We start from the raw sequence: 18,533 nt of genomic DNA, 5'->3' as shown, positions 1-18,533 counted from the left end.
ACTTCGGCATCATTATCTGAATGCATGTACGCAGTTTTTAAAAGAGAATTATTTAGTTTGCTCAATTCACTTATGGCTTATATCACCATTGGTGTATTTCTGCTGGCAACAGGTTTATTACTTTGGTTTTTCCCAGATAGCTCCATACCGGATTATGGTTATGCAGAGTTGGGCTCTTTCTTTAATCTGGTGCCCTTTTTATTCATATTCCTTATTCCGGCCATTTCCATGAGGGCTTTTGCTGAAGAGCGCCGAGAAGGGACCTATATGCTGCTGGCCATCCGGCCACTCACTGAACTGCAAATCATTCTGGCAAAATATTTGGCCTGTCTAAGCCTGGTGGTTGTTGCCTTGCTTCCTACCTTGGTTTATTACTTTTCTGTTTATAAACTGGGGTCACCTGCCGGTAATATAGATTCGGCTGTGGTGGCAGGATCTTATGTGGGTTTGTTGCTGCTTGGAAGTGCTTTTGTTTCGGTTGGGATATTGGCCTCTTCCCTGGCTAAAAATCAGGTAGTGGCCTTTGCACTGGCTGCCTTTATTTGCTTTCTGGTTTATATGGGACTGGATGCAGCGGCTAAAATTTTTTCCATGCAATGGATAGAAGGCTTGCTGAATGGCCTAAGTGTGAATGAACATTATCAGTCCATTAGCAGAGGAGTAATTGATACCCGTGATCTGGTGTATTTTTTTAGCTTTAATGTGTTTTTTCTTGCTTGGACCAGCTTTGTATTGAAAGGGAGGAAATGGTGAAGAAATTTAAAAACCTGGGTGTTGTTTTGCTGCTGCTGGCTGGAGTAAATACCCTAAGTTACTTTTTATATGCCCGTTTTGATCTGACCAAAGAGCAGCGTTTTACTTTAAGTAAAAAAACAACATCTATATTGAACAAAGCGACAAAGGAAATTGAAATTACCGTTTTTTTGAACGGTGATCTTCCGGCTGCTTTTAAACGATTAAAAAATGCAAGTCAGGACTTGCTTGCTGATTATAAAGCGAATTCAAAGGTTAAGCTTAAAATTGTATTTGAAGATCCTTTGGAGGGTTTAAATGCAGCAGAGCAAGACACCGTTATGCGGCATTTGTATGAGGCCGGTATAGAGGCGACGAGTTTAAATGTCAAAACGGAGAAAGGGCTTTTGCAGAAGACCATTTTTCCAATGGCGATGATTCAGTACGACGGAAGGCAAATTCCGGTTAAATTATTACAAAATCAGGATGCCGCCAGCGGCTATGAGGAAAACATCAATAACTCGATACAAAATCTGGAATACGCCTTTACTTCTGCATTAAAAAAGGTACTCAGCACGGAAAATCCCCGTATTGGTTTTACGGAAGCAAACGGAGAACTCTCTGATGTTTTTCTTCAGGATGCGATAAAAAGTCTTTCAGAAAGCTATGAAGTGGGTAGAGTGAATTTAAAAATGATTGATAAAAAGGGACTGGACAGGCTTAAGGTGCTGTTTATTGTTAAACCTCAGGAGGCCTTTACAGAGGCTGAAAAGTACAAGCTCAATTATTTTATCATGAAAGGAGGGCGTGTGGTCTGGAGCATTGACCAGGTGGGCGCTGATCTGGACAGTTTAAAGGGAAAAGGGGAACAACTCGCCTTTAACCGGAAATTAAACCTGGATGATCAGCTTTTTACTTATGGGGTAAGGATTAATTACGATCTGCTGGCCGACGCCAATTGCGCTGAAATTCCTGTGGCAATGGGCAGTGCGCAACAAATCCAACTTGCACCATGGGTTTATTATCCTTTACTGCTTGCAAATCCTTCCAGCGACCTGGTTAAAAATATTGATGTTGTCCGCTCGGAATTTGCAAGTACCGTAGATACCATTGCCTTGAAAGGGGTTCAAAAGAAAATGATATTGAGCAGCTCGGCTTACAATAAGGTTCAGCAAAGCCCAACATTGCTGTCTTTAGCTATGGTGACTCAGCAACCCGATCCCCGGGAATATGCCGGAAGACCTAAAGCCGTTGCTGTGCTTTTGGAAGGTGTTTTTCCATCCCTGTTTTTAAATAGGGCCTTACCTGAAGGGCTTTCGGAAAATTTTGAGGTACCCGGAGAAAGTAAAGCCACCAGGATGGTGGTTATAGGGGACGGTGATTTGTTCAAAAATCAGGTCAGTGCTAAGGATGGTTCGGTTTTTCCCTTGGGTTTTGATCGTTATACCCAAAGAAATTTTGGAAACAAAGCCTTATTGCTCAACCTTGCAGATTACCTTTCAAATGACGACAATTTAATTGAATTGCGAGGTAAAGAGATCAGGATCAGGTTGTTGGATAAAGAGAAACTAAAGGCTGAAAAGCTGGCTTGGCAACTGGTCAATGTACTTCTTCCCCTGGTATTGTTGATATCGTTCGCAATTTTTCAACATTATTACCGTAAACGTAAGTATACAAGGTAATTTTTATATTTTTGAGAATTGACAAGATCATATTATGAGATTTATAGTTTCCACTTCAACACTATTAAAACATTTACAAACGGTTAATGGTGCTTCCAGCAGCAGTACTGTTCTGCCGATATTGGAAAACTTCCTTTTTGAAATTAAAGAAGGCAATTTGACCATTTCCGCGACCGATCTGCAAACCAGTATGACAACTTCTTTGCCTGTAGAATCTAAAGAAGGCGGTAAAGTTGCAGTACCGGCAAGAATTCTTCTGGATACTTTAAAAACCCTTCCGGATCAGCCGATTTCTTTTAATATCGATGACAATTCTTTCTCTATTGAGATCAGTGCAGGTGACGGAAAGTATAAACTAAGCGGAGAAAACGGAGATGACTTTCCGAAAATACCTGTTGTTGAAAATGCTTCTTCAGTAAATTTACCTGCTTCGGTTTTAACCGAGGCCATCACTAAAACCATATTTGCGGTTAGTAATGATGAACTTCGTCCGGCAATGACGGGCGTATTTTGTCAGCTTTCTGACCAGCACATTACTTTTGTGGCAACCGACGCACATAAGCTGGTCCGTTACAGACGTATGGATAGCAAAGCGGACAAAACCACTTCTTTTATCCTGCCTAAAAAAGCCCTGACTTTGTTAAAAGCAGCTTTGCCAAATGGCGATATTAATGTTTCTGTGGATTACAATGCGACAAGTGCTTTTTTTAAATTTGAAAATATCCACCTGGTGTGCCGTTTAATTGATGAACGTTATCCAGATTACGAGGCTGTAATTCCTGCCAATAATCCAAATAAACTGGTCATTGATAGGGCCCTGTTTTTAAACACTTTGAGAAGGGTCGTTATTTTTGCGAACAAAACCACCCATCAGGTCCGCTTGAAAATTAATGGAAGTGAACTGAACATTTCCTCTGAAGACTTAGATTTTGCCAATGAAGCTCATGAGCGTTTGAGTTGCCAGTATGAAGGAGAGGACCTGGAAATTGGTTTTAACGCCAGGTTTTTGATCGAAATGCTAAGTAACCTGTCAGGTGAAGAGGTGACTCTTGAGCTTTCTACGCCAAACCGTGCCGGATTATTGATCCCGCAAACCAATGATGAAAATGAAGATGTGCTGATGCTGGTGATGCCGGTGATGCTGAATAATTATAATTAAGTCATTGAACATCATTCTAAATATGGCCTGATCTGTGATCGGGCCATATTTATATTACCTGATGACTCTCTGGTATTTGCCAGGAATAGGTTAGATTTAAATTTTAATGCTTTGAAATAAACAGGGACTGTGCAGGTTCCCCTGAAATAGGAACAATAAAGAAAAAATAAAGATGTTAGTTTTAAAAAACCGGGTGCCTAAGTTTTTAGTATTAGGCCTGATGTCCATGACAGTGCTTTTAGGAGCCTGTACTAAAAAATTTGATGCACAACCGGAACCACCCGAAGGAAATCTTAAAGTAAAAGTGGTGAATAGCGTAATTGATTCCGACCCTCAGGATTTCTATCAAAATGACTCGAAAATAAGTACCTCACCAGTTTCTTTTGGACAAATTTCAAGCTATTTAACGGTACGTTCCGGTGCCAAATACTTGAATTTCCGCAATAGCGGAACGGCTACGGTCAAGGCCTCGATTTTAACAAATTTACCTGTTGATTCTTATTTTACCGTTTTTTATGCTAAGGATATTAATGGTGATGGGGTAATTGTAGGGGGTGGAGATGATAAAACAACGGTAACCGGCAAAGCTAAAATCAGATTTATACACCTGAACAGTTTTTTAACCAATAACATTACTGTTAAACCAGACGGAGGAAGTGCAATTGTCGATAATCTCCAATATACCAGGGTTTACAATTATGTGACGGCTGATCCGGCTGTTGCTTTAAATGTAACATATTCGGGATCCAATAGTCCTATTGTTATTCCTGCAGGTACTTTGACTGCAGGGAAAAATTATACCATCTGGTTTTCAGGAACAAGCATAAACAATCCTGATTATCACATTATCGTACAAGAATAATTTAACCTCCAGAGTAAAATAACAGGCACAAAGGCCTGAAACAATTTGTTTTGACCTTAATTACATCGTATTGGAATTTTTTTCGCAACTTTTAGACTTTATTCTTCATATTGATAAACACCTTGAAGAGATCATCAAAGATTACCAAACCTGGACCTATCTGATCCTTTTTCTGATCATTTTTGCAGAGACAGGCTTTGTGGTGACCCCATTTTTACCTGGTGATTCCCTGCTTTTTGCTATGGGTACTTTGATTGCCGGCGAAAATACCGGATTAAGCATATGGGTAATGCTTATTATCCTTATTGTAGCGGCCATTTTGGGCAATAGTTTAAATTATAAACTTGGCAGCATACTGGGAATTCGTGTCTTTAGTGAAAAGAACAGGATACTGAAACTGGAATATTATCATCAGTCTCATGAGTTTTTTGAGAAGCATGGTGGAAAAGCCATCATCTTTAGCCGTTTTTTGCCCATTTTTAGAACAATAGCCCCCTTTGTGGCTGGTGTTGCTAAAATGCCATTTGGTCGTTTTACCTTCTATAACATAATAGGAGGAGTGGCCTGGATTACAAGTTTGCTTTTGGCGGGATATTTTATTGGTCAGATTCCTGTGGTTAAGAAAAACTTTGACGTAGTGATCATTGTGATAGCCGTAGTTACTTTTTTTCCAGCCATATTCGCCGCCCTTAAATCTAAATTTAAAAAAAAGGAAGATAAGCCGGTCTAATTTTCGCGGCCTATAATTTGTCCGGTTTTATATTGTCTTTCCAGTTGCTCGTTGTTCTGTTTTTCAGATTTGGAGGTATTTGTTTTTTTAAAATTATCCAAAGCAGGTTGCCCCGCATCAATCCAGGCAGAATACCAATAGGAGCCGGTAAGAAGAATAGCAGAACGCATTTGTCTTTCGACCATTTTATTCAACAGGTTATGATACTGCTTTGAATATTCAAAAGAATACTGTTTGAGAATGGTTTTACGGTGTCTGGAAAAACTGTATTTTCGGTAAGCTGGAAAGCCCGAGTTTAATGCTGCCTCAAGTTTAAGAACGGAGTCTGTAAGGGCATGACTACACCTGACAACAGACCAAGCTTTTTTTAAGGGATCCTCTATGTAAAAGGCCTGGCCAACAACAAAGTTATAGGTTTCGGCAAATAATTCGGGTAGTCTGCTTTCCCAAAAAGCATGGATTCCATTTTGCCCGCTCAATTGTCCATTATGGTTGTTTGTAGTATGGAGGGGGACATGTGCGTCTGCAATATAGTGTCCAAGGTAGGCCGAACAACGTAATATTTTCATAGAATCCTTTTCCTTAAAGGCTTGAACCAGTTTGTAATAGCTGTGCTGGATCTGCCATGGAAGAATCCCATTGGAAGAAAGCGTTTTAGAACCGTACTTTTGCAAAGCATTAGACCATTTTTCAGGGATACTATCTATATGTTCCTCATAAAGCTCTATGTCTATGTAATGCCTGGGGGCCTCGGATGTATCCGAATACCTTCGTTTATCGGGGTCTGTGGCATGGTCCCTCAAATAGCTGAGATTTGATTTGTAAAAGTGGTTTATACCTCTTGGAAGCGTAAATATAGCAAGGCGGTTGATTTGCATATGCGCAAAGAAGCCCCAGGCTTGAAGGCTTAAAACAACCAGTACAAATGCAATGTAAACAAAGAAAGACTTCATTTACCCAAAGCTATATCAATAGCTGCAGCTATTGGTTAAATTTTTATTCTATGCTTTTCCCCTTCATGGCTTTAGAAACAGCAAGGTCCATCAGTCTTTCTGCAAAGGGTGTGGTGAATTGGTTCAGCTCATCTGCCTTTTTAAGAATATCATCCTTTTGCCCTGCATCAAGAGCAGTCCTTAAAGATTCAATATGCCTATAAGTATCTTGTTTTTCCTGGTCAGTAAGTACCTCGCCATTTTTTTGTATAAAGCGTTCTGCGGTGTAAACCAGTTGTTCTCCTTCACTTCTTGCCTCAATGAGCATACGTTGTTCCACATCACTTTTCGCATAGGTAATACTGTCTATCAGCATTTTTTCTACCGCCTCATCCGTTAATCCGTAAGAGGGGGTAATTTCAATCTCTTGTTTTACACCCGAACGTAATTCTACAGCCTGAACGGTCAGGATACCATCTGCGTTCAATAAAAAGTTAATGTCCACCTTTGGAAGGCCTGCAGGCATAGCGGGTATACCTTTGAGGTCAAATTCCGCCAGTTTCCGATTTTCATTAACCAGATCACGTTCACCCTGGAAAACAGATATTTTCATGTTGACTTGTCCGTCTAAAGAAGTGGTGTACTGTCTGCCGGCTTTTGTGGGAACTTTCGCATTCCTTGGAATAATTACATCCATGAGCCCACCCATGGTTTCTATACCCAGTGAAAGCGGGGTAACATCCAGCAATAGGATATCTGAACGGTTTCCAGCCAGTATATCGGCTTGAACAGCTGCTCCAAGTGCCACAACTTCATCGGGGTTGATCTGGTCATGTGGAGTTTTTTCAAAAAAATCAGTAACCTGCTTTTTAACAAAGGGTGTTCTTGTGGAGCCTCCGACCAAAACCACTTCGTCAATGTCTGTGGTTTGGAGTTTTGCATCTTTTAAAGCCTGTTTGCAAGCCTGTAATGTTTCCTCTACTTTATCTTTAATCAGCGCCTCAAAAGTAGGTTTATCTATGCTGCACCAGATCTCCCCAATTTTTTCATTGTATAGGTTTTGTGTAGAAAGTGCCTTTTTCGCTTCTTCAGCTTTTAAACGAAGTTGCTGCATTAAAATGGTGTCAGATTGGAGCTGATTTGTATCTAAATGGTTTTTTTCTATCCAATAATGAACAATAGCCCTGTCAAAATCATCACCCCCTAAAAGGGTATTGCCATTGGTTGATAAAACTTCAAAAATGCCGTTTTGAATAGAAAGTACAGAGACGTCAAAAGTTCCTCCACCCAGGTCATAGACTGCAATTGTTTTTTGTTGTAAAGGGTCCAGGCCTAAACCATAGGCAAGGCTTGCTGCAGTTGGTTCATTGACTATACGTAATACATCCAATCCGGCCAGTTTGCCGGCATCACGTGTAGCCTGACGTTGGCTGTCATTAAAATAAGCAGGAACAGTAATGACTGCCCGGTTAACTGGTGTTTTTAAGGCATGTTCTGCCCGGGCTTTGAGTTCCTTTAAAATTTCGGCTGACAATTCTATAGGGGTGTAAAATTTATGTCCTGCTTTTATTTTAACCAGTGCATCCCGGTCATCGTCGATAATTTTATAGGAAAAAGTATCCTGATGGTCACGAACATCCTGATAGGAACGTCCCAGTAACCGCTTAACTGAAAAAATTGTGTTTTGTGGATCGGTTGTTAAAAATGCTTTGGCTTCATTTCCGACAAGGGGATCTCCCTGGGCATTAAAATGAACAATGGAAGGAACCAGTACGCCTTTTCCAAGGTCATTGATCACCTGCGGGTGTTTTTCCGGATTGATAAAAGCAACCAGGCTGTTGGTCGTGCCCAGATCAATTCCAACAATAATTTCTTCCTGCTGCAGGGAACCTGTTGCCAGGTTAATGGATATTTTTGCCATAGTGCAGCAAATTTAGGAATGTTTTAAAGGATTTTTTATTAATCGTTTGAATATTGCTTTAAGGAGTGTCTAAACATTGTCATTTGTCTGCTCAGGCCGGGCATTATTATGGCGATGGTACGGCAATGGTTGTTGTCTGTAATTCCTTTGCATGTAAATTAAAAACCCAAAGAACAATATCCTGATAACTATCTATACCTTTTTTCTGGTTGTTAATTTTCAGGAAGCGATCAAAAGCCTGACCAAAATACGTTGAGAGTTCTCCATTGTAACGCTTCCAGAATTCTCTGTCATTTTTATAATCTTCAAGGCTTTTCGGATTGATGGACTCGTATAACAATTTATACTCCTTTGGAGATTTTAACATCAGTTCAAACATCACATTCCTTAAAATGGAATAGTAGCCTGAATAACGGAAATCCGGGTCATCACTTGCAATTGCAACCATATAACCGACCAGATTGGCTTCGTCCTCTCTTGCAACACCCAGTTGGTGGGCAATTTCGTGACAGGTTACAAAAGGCAAGCCTGGAACAGGTTGCCGCATATTGACATTAGCTTCTCCGGATAATGGGCAGTAATAACCCTGTATGCCCATTGTACTCACGATCCAGCTGTTGAGCACCGGCTTGACCACCGGGACCTTGTAGCGAAAAAAAGATTGTGTTTTTTCGAGTACCGAATAGGCTTTTGCAGCTTTATTTTGCAATAGGCTTGCAGGATAGGTTTGAGTATTTATTCCTGCTTTTTTCTCTCTTAGTGGTTCCAGTTCATTGAGCTTGCTGATCATAAAGCGGCCAAGAAGGACCAATTGTTTATTGTCATACTTTTTGTGTGCTATCCCCAGGCTTGAAGCTATGGGAATACGGGAATAATTTAAACCCCAGACCACTTTAAAAATAATGTAAAGCAGGAGAATGAAATTAATAACCTGTAGTGGGATCCTGATTTTATCTTCTTTTTTCAGTTGTTTTTTTAAAAGACACTTAAAAAACAGCGTCACTTTCCATAAAATGTACATGCAAAGCAGAAGATATAGAAAGTCGCCCAATGGAAAAAATAAAAGAGAACTCACAAAACGTTGCGCAATGGAAATTAACGGATAAAGACCTCTTGAATACAAACTTTCCGTGAGCTGGCTGTTGAGTCCAAGCAGAAAGATGAGTCCGGCAATCAATAGCTCTATAAGCAGCTGCCTAAGCGGGGCCCTGTATTTTACGTTCATTACCTGTTGAACTGAAGTCTTTGGCCGGTTTTATTGGTCATAAATTTTCCTTTTTGATAAGCCAGGTTTCCCGAGACAATGGTATGCGTGATTTCAGATTCGAAGGTTTGGCCCTCAAAAGGAGACCAGCCGCATTTATACAAAATGTTTGGCTTAATGACCTTAACCGGATCATGAAGGTTCACCAATACCAGGTCGGCCCAGTAACCTTCTCTGATATAACCTCTTTTATCGATGTTAAAACAATCCGCAACATGATGCGCTGTTTTTTCCACAATTTGTTCCAGTGAAATTTTTTGCTGATGGTACATTTCCAGCAGCACAGAAAGCGCATGTTGGACCAGGGGGCCACCGGAGGGTGCAAGCAAATAAGGCTGTTCTTTTTCTTCAATGGTATGAGGGGCGTGATCGGTGGCTATTACATCTATATGGCCATCAAGTACAGCTTTAAGAATGGCATTTTTATCTGCTTCTGTTTTTACGGCGGGATTCCACTTGATCCAGTTTCCTTTTGCAGCATAATCCCGGTCATCAAACCAAAGGTGGTGAATACAGGCCTCAGCGGTGATCCTTTTTTCTTTCAAGGGAAGCTGGTTGTCAAAAAGAGAAATTTCTTTTGCCGTGGAAATGTGAAGAATGTGCAACCTGGTATTGTATTTTTTTGCCAGGCCAACTGCCATAGAAGAAGAACGGTAGCACGCCTCAGTACTTCTGATCAGGGGGTGCATTTCTATGGTGATCTGGTCACCATATTTCTCCTTATATAAAGCCATATTGCTGCGAATGGTTTGTTCATCCTCACAGTGTGTAGCAATAAGCATAGGTGCTTCTTTGAAGAGGTCTTCCAAAACTTTCTCATTGTCGACCAACATATTGCCGGTAGAAGAACCCATAAAGACTTTAATGCCACAAACATTTTTCGGATCAGTTTTAAGGACCTCATCCAGATTGTTATTGGATGCGCCCATAAAAAAAGAATAATTGGCCAGGGATACTTCAGAGGCAATCGCATACTTATCCGAAAGCAATTCTTGTGTTAGGGTATTGGGCACCGTATTGGGCATTTCCATAAAGGAAGTAATGCCACCGGCAACAGCAGCCATGCTTTCGGAAAAAATATCCGCTTTATGAGTGAGTCCTGGCTCCCTGAAATGGACCTGATCGTCGATCATTCCGGGTAGCAGATGTAAGCCAAGTGCATTAATCTCTATATCTGCCCGGACATCAATTGATGGTGCTATTTTTTCTATAAAACCGTTTTTGATAAATACATCAGCATGGAATATCCGGCCTTCATTAACCAGAGCGGCATCTTTGATCAGAATGGTGTTCATAGCATCAAAGCTATAAAAATGTAATTATCGATCCTATAAATAATAGTATATTTGCAAAATGCCCAAAAAATTCGAAGAATTTAATCTTAACCGACAGATCTTAAATGCGGTGGAAGATGCTGGTTTTACAGTAGCCACGCCCATACAGGAAAAAGCCATTGCACCGGTATTGTCCGGACAGGATATCTTTGGAATTGCCGAAACAGGCACCGGGAAAACCGCCGCTTATGTTTTGCCGATGCTGATGCAATTGAAGTACGCCCAAGGTGATTCAGCAAGAGCATTGATTCTCGCGCCCACCAGGGAACTTGCCATGCAAATCCAGGAACAGGTCGTCCTTTTTTCTAAATATACAGACCTCAGGTCTGTGGTGATTTATGGAGGGATTGGTCCGAAAACACAAATTGAAAAATTAAAAGCAGGTGCCGATTTGATTATCGCTACCCCTGGAAGGTTCCTGGACCTCTATTTGGCCGGGCACATCAATACCCAGTACCTGAAATTTTTAGTGTTGGACGAAGCCGATAAAATGATGGATATGGGCTTTATAGGTTCTATCCATAGAATACTGGAAGTGGTTCCCCGTAAACGTCAGAACTTATTATTTTCGGCCACCATGAGTGAACTGGTTCATAAAATTGCCGGAGATTTTTTAAAACATCCCACCATAATTGAAACGGCTGAACAGGCAACTCCTGCTGCAACGGTAACACAGCATTTATTCCTGGTACCTAACTTTAAAACAAAAATTAATCTTTTGCAGCATTTATTGAAAAATGATGAAGAGTTCAAAAGATTGATTATTTTCTGTAAAACAAAGACAGTTGCAGACAATATTTTCAGTTATATAGAAAGAAGATTTGGTACTGAAGCGGTAAGGGTAATTCATGCCAATAAAGGACAGAATACAAGGATCAATTCTATTAACGATTTCAAGGAAGGAAAAATCCGGGTATTGGTTGCGACAGATGTGGCTTCCAGGGGGATTGATGTTTCTGAGGTAAGTCATGTGATCAATTTTGATGTGCCAATTATTATTGAAGATTATGTCCACCGGATAGGAAGGACTGGCAGAGCACTTGCTACGGGGGATGCCTTGACCTTTTGTACAGAGGCAGAAAAATATTACATCAAAAAGATAGAAAAACTTATCAGACAAAGCATTCCTGTTGTAGCTTTGCCACCGGAAGTTTTTGTGGAAGAGACACCATACGAAGAAAGACAGGCCATTGCTAAGGAAATAGATCATCAGAAAAGAAAAGATGATCCGGACTTTAAGGGTGCTTTTCATGAAAAAAAACATGCGGCTTCTATTGCTGCAGCGGCAAGAAATAAACAAAGAGATAAAAAGCCGTCCTGGAAGAAAAAGAAATTTAAAAAATAGAAATTCGGATTGAAAATAAAACTGACACCCCTCAACCTTGTTTCGGCCAGTTTTTTGGTGATTGCCGCATGGTTACTGATCAATAAACAAGCCCCTGATCACAGTAAGTCTATAGACCTTTCGAAAATATTAATCGGTTTTAGTCTTTTAATCGTGGTCGTCGCTTTTATTTCAGATCAGATTTTCAGAAAGTTTATTCCTGAACTGAAAAAGATATGGATCATAGAATCTGTGTTCATTATTTTTGCAGTGCTATTATTTTTTATCATCCGGATAACAATCGTTTAAATTAAGGGATCATTTGCTTTGGACCTCAAAAAATAATCATAAACAAGTAAAATAAGGAAAACATCAGTCTGAGTTTACAAAATTGAACAGAGCTGGCTGCTGTATAACAAAAACAAAGAATGAGAAAAGCTGAAATCAAAATTACCGTAGAGCTCGATGAAAATAATGTACCCGATAATATTCTTTGGGAATCAACAGATGCTGCAACGCAGGATCAGGTACCTGTAAAGTCCATGATGCTGGCCCTTTGGGATCACAATTATAAAAATGCCATGAGGATAGATCTTTGGACCAAAGACATGCCTGTTGACGAAATGAAAAGGTTTTTTTATGAAACTTTACAGACCATGGGGGATAGTTTTCTGAGGGCAACAGGGGAGAAGCTTATTGTAGAAGACCTGCGTGATTACTGTGCGCACTTTGCGGATAAAATGGGAATTACGCAACAATAAAAGAGAAGAGAAAAATGAGAATCCAGGGAATTATTGGTTCATTGCTCATGGCGGCCGGTGGACTTTGCCCCTTAATCCGGGTGCCAATTATTGGAAACTGGAATTACTTTGATATAGACCAAAGACTGGCGACTGCATTTTATTGTCTGGTGACCATTGCACTGGTGGGTTCCTTGATTCAAAGGGCCTCACTGATCCGTTTTGCCGGCTATGCAGCAATTGTTCTTGTAGGAATCACTCTTGCGGGTGTATATTTTAAATCACACGATTATTTTAGCTTCGTGCATTTTAAAAAACTGATCAATTTTGCAGCCGGAATGGTTAAATACAAATGGGGCTGGCTGGTGATTGCTGCAGGTAGTCTTTTACTGATTACAGTAAGAAAACCAGTTCCGGTAATTATACAGCAGGTGCCTGTAAATCAGGCCTGATTAATTTAAGCCACCCAGTGCTTTTCGCTTTTTTTTGCGTTTGTACTGGGTGTGTTTCAAATTGGCGTCCCCGCTAATGACACTAATGTTGCCGTCAGCTTCCAGAATAGCGAGTTTCACATCTCTATAGCGGTCTACCCCATGTTCTCTGATGGCTTCCTGAAGCTCTTCATTGGTGATGTCCAGGCGGCTGAGCTGATCAAAATCCAGTTTGCCATCATGAATCAGAATCTGAGGCTTTTGCAGGATCAGGTCCCGGAGTTTCCTGTTCTTGAACATAACTTTTTTCAGGAAAAAATTAAGCAGGAATAGTACAGCTGCGGCACAAAGTCCGCCAAGTAAACTGGAGTCACTACCCACCATGGCATTTTGAACAGCGTTACTGATCAATAAGATCAATACAACATCAGTTGTGTTCAATTGAGAAAGTTCTTTTTTACCTGTTAACCGGATGGCCACCAGCATAAAGACATAGACGGCCAGGCTTCGTAAAGCGATATCTAAATAAGCGTTCATGTTTAAAATTTTAAGGTCATTTGTCCCTGCTGACTAATTTCCCGTTCGTGGTCCAGAAGCCATTTTTTTCGCCATAATTCCCCTGCATAACCGACCAGTTTACCACTACTGCCTATTACCCGGTGACAAGGCACTACAATCGCTATATTATTTTTTCCATTGGCAGCAGCGATTGCCCTAATAGCCAGAATGTTGTTCATTTGTTCTGAAAATTTAGCATAGGATGTAGTGCTGCCATAGGGGATTTCAAGTAATGATTTCCATACATTTTGTTGGAAATCAGTTCCTTTTTGTTGCATCGGAAAATTAAATTCCTGCAAACTGCCCTCAAAATACCTGCGCAACTGGTCTGCCGCTGCAGCGCTCGGTTCGTTTTCGGCAAGGCCCAGGGCCTCTTTTTCAGAAAAACTGATCACCTGTACAGCATGTTCGTCTGCAAGAACAGTTATGGTGCCAATAGGGCTATGGAAAAAACTGGAATACTGCTTGATCATTCTTAATACAATATTATCAATATTTAAATTACAAATCGTGCCTATGAAAAAATAACCGATTAAAAATTATCTTTGTCTGCTGATGCATTTATTCAACCAGGTCAAATATTTAATTCAAAAAGAAATTCTTTTGGAGTGGCGTTCTAAATATGCTATTAATGGCGTTTTATTATATGTCGTTTCTACTGTATTTGTCTGCTTTTTATCTTTTATAACCATTGATAATAAAATTACCTGGAATGCTTTATTTTGGATCATTATGCTTTTTGCTTCCATTAATGGGGTATCCAAAAGCTTTTTGCAGGAAAGCAAAGGCAGACAACTTTATAGTTATGTTTTGGCAAGCCCGGGCGCAATTATTCTGGCAAAAACAATTTACAATGTTTTACTAATGCTGGTTCTTACAACCATAGCCCTGGCTGTTTATACTTTGGTTTTTAGCTATATACCGGCAGACTTTTTAATGTTTTATGTGGCTGTGCTTTTGGGCAGTCTGAGTTTTTCCACTATTTTCACTATGATTTCTGCCATCGCCAGTAAAGCCGGTAACGGGGGAATGCTAATGGCTATTTTAAGTTTTCCGGTTATCATACCCGTATTGATTGTTCTGATCAGACTGGCTAAAAATGCGATTGATGGGTTGGACCGAAGCGTCAGCCTGGATGAGATAGGCATTCTGCTACTCATTAATGTCATGACGGTTTGTGCTTCTTTATTGTTGTTCCCCTATCTTTGGAGGGACTAGCCTCGTTTTATCGAGTTAAATTCTTAAATATATTTAGTTTAGATTATTTTTTGTGTACATACACGGAAAGAAATATATTTGATGTAAAACTTTGGTAATCAACAATAAATTGGTTTAAAATGGCAAAGATATTAGTCGCTGCAATACTGATTATGCTGACCAGAACCCTCTCTTTTGGACAGGCACAAGAAACCATCTTTCCAAGACTGGCAGCCATTGCCAACAATGGAACTGATTTTTTTAATATAGATGGGGTAATGATCAGCAGCCAATCAGTTGAACTCGAATTCTCTCCAAAAAACATCCTTAAAAAATTTAAGAAATTCAACATAAAAGAAAGCGATCTTTTAGAAACGGATAGTCTGATCGGGGTAAGAAATTTTTATGTGTCGAAAACGGAAAAGAATGATGCGGGGATGGTGCAAAATACTTCCTATTATTTTGTGGAGCATGCACCAAAAAAATTAACAATGATTGCTTTCGATGCCCTCAATAAGAAAGACAGGGCACTCGAGAGGCAGGTTGCCAGGCTGATCGTTGAAAATAGAATACCCAGGAATATGTATGAATCCCTGAGCATTGACAGTATTAATTTTGCAGGAAGAAAGATTTTTTTGGGATCCAGATGCCGATGGATGAACGTTTGTAATGTTCAATGCCCTGATGAAGGTCAGATGAACTGGAGCGTACATAAACAGGAACAAGATGCAAAACAGACCGTCATTGACCAATACAATATGATTAGAGCAAAAAGAGGTGGGAAAATCTTGTCTGAAGACTCTGTTCGTGTTGCATTCGAAGGGACGGAGGTTAAGGCAAAAAAAATTGTTTACGATTTTAGGGGTATTAAATCGCTTCTGGTTGGAATGACTGGAGGAAAAACACTAACAGTATATTTTGTAATGGCCCCTGTAAGAGCTAATTATGTGAGTTGTGTAATGAGTTTTTGGGACATAGACCGCATTGGCCAAAGTGGGTTACCTCGCTTATTGGAGCAGGTGATGAAATTGAATTCGCCCTGATTATAGATCACTTTGAAGGGATTTAAAGATGTTAAATATTAAAAATAGAGGAATTTCTGCTTACCTTTGGCGCGATTAAAAGATGACTGGATTTATGTATAAAAGCTGGTGGAAAATTTTGGGATCTGTTTTGGTGATCTATACAACTATTGCGGGTTTACTTTTAGGGGTGCCGCGTTTGGCCATTCTGAATGAGACGATACGCAATCTTTATTTCCATGTACCCATGTGGTTTGGTATGATTACCCTGTTTTCCATCTCCGTTTTTTACAGCATCAAATATTTAAGCAGTGGAAATGAAAAAGATGATCTCAGAGCGATTGAAAGCGTAAATGTGGGCGTTATTTTTAGTTTGCTGGGACTTGTCACCGGTTCTATATGGGCTAAATTTACCTGGGGACAGTTCTGGAGTTTTGATGTGAAACAAAATTTTACTGCGGTGGCTATTCTTTTGTATTTTGCCTATTTGGTTTTGAGAAATGCAATTGATGAACAGCAAAAGCGAGCAAAAATATCTGCTATTTATAATATTTTTGCCTTTCCTATGATGGTTGTGCTAATTATGGTACTGCCAAGGCTTTCAGATTCTTTACACCCTGGTAACGGTGGTAATCCAGGTTTTAATACCTATGATCTGGACAGCAGGATGCGTGCCGTGCTTTACCCTGCTTTTATTGGCTGGTCGATTATCGGCTACTGGATTTATACCATTCGTTTCCGTATTCGTTCACTGGAAAACAAACAAAATTCTTAAAATGAGGAAAATTATATTTGCATTAGCCCTGTTATTAAACTCTGTACAGTTATTTGCGCAGACAGATAGTGTAGAGATGGCCGATACCTTGCGTAGTAACGGTAAAATATACGTTGTGGTGGTTTGTATAGTGATTATTCTTTTGGGTCTGCTGGCCTATCTGTTTTCGCTGGATTCCAGATTAAAAAAAATAGAAAAAAAATCCTCCTCCAAAAACTAATTCTAAACGGTTTAATGCTTGTTTTTGCCTCATTTTCGTTGTGGTGTTAGGCATACACTAAGTGCTTTTTGATTTGCATTAATCATTTTTTTTAATGCAATTTTGCACCGAAAGAATAAGAACTTATTTCAAATTCATAAAAAACATATAATGGCTAATACAGCAAACGAGACAAATTTTTTTACAGATGTTTGTAAAAATTTTGACAGTGCCGCACAATTTACCTCCCACCCGGAAGGTTTACTAACTCAAATCAAAGCTTGTAACAGTGTTTATCGTTTCCAGTTCCCGATCCGCAGAGGAAATGGTTTCGAAGTTATTGACGCCTGGCGCGTAGAACATTCTCATCACATGAGTCCTACAAAAGGAGGGATCCGCTACAGTGATATGGTGAATGAGGATGAAGTAATGGCATTAGCGGCTTTAATGACGTATAAATGCGCAATCGTTAACGTGCCTTTTGGAGGCGCTAAGGGAGGTATAAAGATCAATCCTAAAAATTATACCACCGGAGAACTTGAAAATATTACCCGTCGTTATACTACAGAATTAATAAAAAAGAATTTCATTGGCCCTGGTATCGACGTCCCTGCGCCGGATTATGGATCAGGTGAAAGAGAAATGAGCTGGATCGCCGACACATATATGACGATGAATCCTGGACAACTGGATGCTTTAGGTTGTGTTACCGGTAAACCAATTGCTTTACATGGCATCAGGGGACGTAAAGAAGCGACAGGCCGTGGTGTTGCCTATGCCATCAGGGAGTGTGTCAGCGTTGCGGAAGACATGAAGAAAATCGGTCTTAAAGCTGGTTTAGGAGATAAGAAGGTCATCGTGCAAGGCTTAGGTAACGTAGGTTACCATTCTGGAAAATTCCTTGCTGAATTTGGGGCAACAATTGTAGGTCTTTGCGAGTTTGAGGGTGCGATTTATAATGAAAATGGTTTAAACATTGACGAAGTATTCGCACATCGTAAGTTAACTGGTTCTATCCTGGGCTTCCCTGGTGCCAAAGAGTTTAAGAATTCTATGGAAGGCCTGGAGCAGCCATGTGATATTCTGGTTCCTGCTGCACTAGAAAACCAGATTACAGAAGAAAACATCAGAAACATCAAAGCTAAAATTATTGCAGAGGGTGCAAACGGGCCAACTACGCCTGAAGCGGAAGCAATTTTTACAGAAATGGGTGGTATCATTATTCCTGATATGTACTGTAATGCGGGTGGTGTAACTGTTTCTTATTTTGAATGGTTGAAAAATCTTTCTCACGTTGCCTTTGGCCGTATGGAAAACCGTTATGCAGAAAATTCCAATGCGAATCTGATCAATACCCTTGAAACGCTTACCGGAAAAAGCATTCCGGCAGAACACCGTTCTATGCTGGTTAAAGGTGCTTCGGAAATGGAATTAGTGAATTCAGGTCTGGAAGATACCATGATTCATTCTTATCATGAAATCAGAGAGACACTTATGATCAAACCAGGAGTTCAAACCTTGAGAACTGCTGCTTTTGTAGGTTCAATTGATAAAATTGCCGTTTCTTATATGAATTTAGGTATCTGGCCATAATTCATATAAAATATATCATAAAAAAAAGCCACTGAAATTCATTTCAGTGGCTTTTTTTTATGATATAAAATCTGGATC

General features: G+C 40.0%; 20 protein-coding genes. 14 read left to right on the top strand and 6 right to left on the bottom strand.

The window, feature by feature from the left end:
- Window positions 1-24: 24 nt before the first annotated feature.
- The 5 genes from gldF to B0O44_RS11770 all read left to right on the top strand — a co-directional run bounded on the left by gldF (window position 25) and on the right by B0O44_RS11770 (window position 5,165).
- On the top strand, window positions 25-753 hold the full coding sequence (gldF, locus tag B0O44_RS11790; protein WP_110830638.1) for a gliding motility-associated ABC transporter permease subunit GldF: 729 nt from the start codon (window positions 25-27) through the stop codon (window positions 751-753).
- A complete protein-coding gene (gene gldG, locus B0O44_RS11785) occupies window positions 747-2,414 on the top strand; it encodes a gliding motility-associated ABC transporter substrate-binding protein GldG (protein ID WP_110830636.1) in 1,668 nt (555 codons plus the stop codon). Before gldF ends, gldG begins: the two co-directional genes overlap by 7 nt.
- A gap of 34 nt (window positions 2,415-2,448) precedes the next feature.
- The gene (gene dnaN / locus B0O44_RS11780) at window positions 2,449-3,573 is read left to right on the top strand and encodes a DNA polymerase III subunit beta (protein ID WP_110830634.1); all 1,125 of its coding nucleotides are present in this window, start codon (window positions 2,449-2,451) and stop codon (window positions 3,571-3,573) included.
- 172 nt (window positions 3,574-3,745) lie between these two features.
- Entirely contained in the window at window positions 3,746-4,435 is a 690-nt protein-coding gene (locus B0O44_RS11775; protein ID WP_110830632.1) for a DUF4397 domain-containing protein, read from the top strand.
- Window positions 4,436-4,505: 70 nt separating this feature from the next.
- Window positions 4,506-5,165 carry a DedA family protein gene (locus tag B0O44_RS11770; RefSeq protein ID WP_110830630.1) on the top strand — a complete coding sequence of 220 codons (660 nt, stop codon included), beginning with the start codon at window positions 4,506-4,508 and terminating at the stop codon, window positions 5,163-5,165.
- On the opposite strand, the gene B0O44_RS11765 is transcribed toward B0O44_RS11770, so the two are convergent.
- From B0O44_RS11765 to B0O44_RS11750, 4 genes are all read right to left on the bottom strand, one after another.
- Complete coding sequence (locus B0O44_RS11765; RefSeq protein ID WP_170123323.1) at window positions 5,162-6,118, bottom strand: zinc dependent phospholipase C family protein; 957 nt, start codon at window positions 6,116-6,118, stop codon at window positions 5,162-5,164. The genes B0O44_RS11770 and B0O44_RS11765 overlap by 4 nt on opposite strands.
- A gap of 43 nt (window positions 6,119-6,161) precedes the next feature.
- On the bottom strand, window positions 6,162-8,018 hold the full coding sequence (gene dnaK, locus B0O44_RS11760) for a molecular chaperone DnaK (RefSeq protein WP_110830628.1): 1,857 nt from the start codon (window positions 8,016-8,018) through the stop codon (window positions 6,162-6,164).
- A 106-nt stretch (window positions 8,019-8,124) separates the two neighbouring features.
- Window positions 8,125-9,243: a DUF3810 domain-containing protein gene (locus B0O44_RS11755; RefSeq protein WP_110830626.1), complete on the bottom strand. Its 1,119-nt coding sequence runs from the start codon at window positions 9,241-9,243 to the stop codon at window positions 8,125-8,127.
- Complete coding sequence (locus B0O44_RS11750) at window positions 9,243-10,577, bottom strand: dihydroorotase (protein WP_110830624.1); 1,335 nt, start codon at window positions 10,575-10,577, stop codon at window positions 9,243-9,245. The genes B0O44_RS11755 and B0O44_RS11750 overlap by 1 nt, the downstream gene beginning before the upstream one ends.
- Before the next feature lie 58 nt (window positions 10,578-10,635).
- Here B0O44_RS11750 and B0O44_RS11745 point away from each other — a divergent pair, with 58 nt between their 5' ends.
- The 4 genes from B0O44_RS11745 to B0O44_RS11730 all read left to right on the top strand — a co-directional run bounded on the left by B0O44_RS11745 (window position 10,636) and on the right by B0O44_RS11730 (window position 13,132).
- Window positions 10,636-11,961: a DEAD/DEAH box helicase gene (locus tag B0O44_RS11745; RefSeq protein WP_110830623.1), complete on the top strand. Its 1,326-nt coding sequence runs from the start codon at window positions 10,636-10,638 to the stop codon at window positions 11,959-11,961.
- A gap of 9 nt (window positions 11,962-11,970) precedes the next feature.
- Complete coding sequence (locus B0O44_RS11740; protein ID WP_110830622.1) at window positions 11,971-12,249, top strand: hypothetical protein; 279 nt, start codon at window positions 11,971-11,973, stop codon at window positions 12,247-12,249.
- 119 nt (window positions 12,250-12,368) lie between these two features.
- Window positions 12,369-12,701 (top strand): gliding motility protein GldC, encoded by a 333-nt coding sequence (gldC, locus tag B0O44_RS11735; protein ID WP_110830621.1) that lies wholly within the window; start codon window positions 12,369-12,371, stop codon window positions 12,699-12,701.
- A gap of 14 nt (window positions 12,702-12,715) precedes the next feature.
- Entirely contained in the window at window positions 12,716-13,132 is a 417-nt protein-coding gene (locus B0O44_RS11730) for a hypothetical protein (RefSeq protein WP_110830620.1), read from the top strand.
- Here the strand turns inward: B0O44_RS11730 and B0O44_RS11725 are convergent, their stop codons facing one another.
- Complete coding sequence (locus tag B0O44_RS11725) at window positions 13,133-13,648, bottom strand: DUF421 domain-containing protein (protein ID WP_110830619.1); 516 nt, start codon at window positions 13,646-13,648, stop codon at window positions 13,133-13,135. It abuts the gene before it with no gap.
- Window positions 13,649-13,650: 2 nt separating this feature from the next.
- Complete coding sequence (locus B0O44_RS11720) at window positions 13,651-14,142, bottom strand: methylated-DNA--[protein]-cysteine S-methyltransferase (protein WP_110830618.1); 492 nt, start codon at window positions 14,140-14,142, stop codon at window positions 13,651-13,653.
- A gap of 82 nt (window positions 14,143-14,224) precedes the next feature.
- Here B0O44_RS11720 and B0O44_RS11715 point away from each other — a divergent pair, with 82 nt between their 5' ends.
- The 5 genes from B0O44_RS11715 to B0O44_RS11695 all read left to right on the top strand — a co-directional run bounded on the left by B0O44_RS11715 (window position 14,225) and on the right by B0O44_RS11695 (window position 18,455).
- Entirely contained in the window at window positions 14,225-14,887 is a 663-nt protein-coding gene (locus B0O44_RS11715) for a heme exporter protein CcmB (RefSeq protein WP_110830616.1), read from the top strand.
- A 119-nt stretch (window positions 14,888-15,006) separates the two neighbouring features.
- Complete coding sequence (locus B0O44_RS11710; protein ID WP_146229817.1) at window positions 15,007-15,909, top strand: hypothetical protein; 903 nt, start codon at window positions 15,007-15,009, stop codon at window positions 15,907-15,909.
- Between the two features lie 94 nt (window positions 15,910-16,003).
- On the top strand, window positions 16,004-16,663 hold the full coding sequence (gene ccsA, locus B0O44_RS11705; protein WP_110830612.1) for a cytochrome c biogenesis protein CcsA: 660 nt from the start codon (window positions 16,004-16,006) through the stop codon (window positions 16,661-16,663).
- A gap of 1 nt (window position 16,664) precedes the next feature.
- Entirely contained in the window at window positions 16,665-16,883 is a 219-nt protein-coding gene (locus tag B0O44_RS11700) for a CcmD family protein (RefSeq protein ID WP_110830610.1), read from the top strand.
- 150 nt (window positions 16,884-17,033) lie between these two features.
- A complete protein-coding gene (locus B0O44_RS11695; RefSeq protein WP_110830608.1) occupies window positions 17,034-18,455 on the top strand; it encodes a Glu/Leu/Phe/Val family dehydrogenase in 1,422 nt (473 codons plus the stop codon).
- Window positions 18,456-18,533 lie beyond the last annotated feature (78 nt).

This window comes from Pedobacter nutrimenti (genome assembly GCF_003208655.1).
Lineage (GTDB): Bacteria > Bacteroidota > Bacteroidia > Sphingobacteriales > Sphingobacteriaceae > Pedobacter > Pedobacter nutrimenti.
The sequence above is the reverse complement of the archived record's forward strand: the minus strand, read 5'-3'. Positions and strand labels throughout refer to the sequence as shown.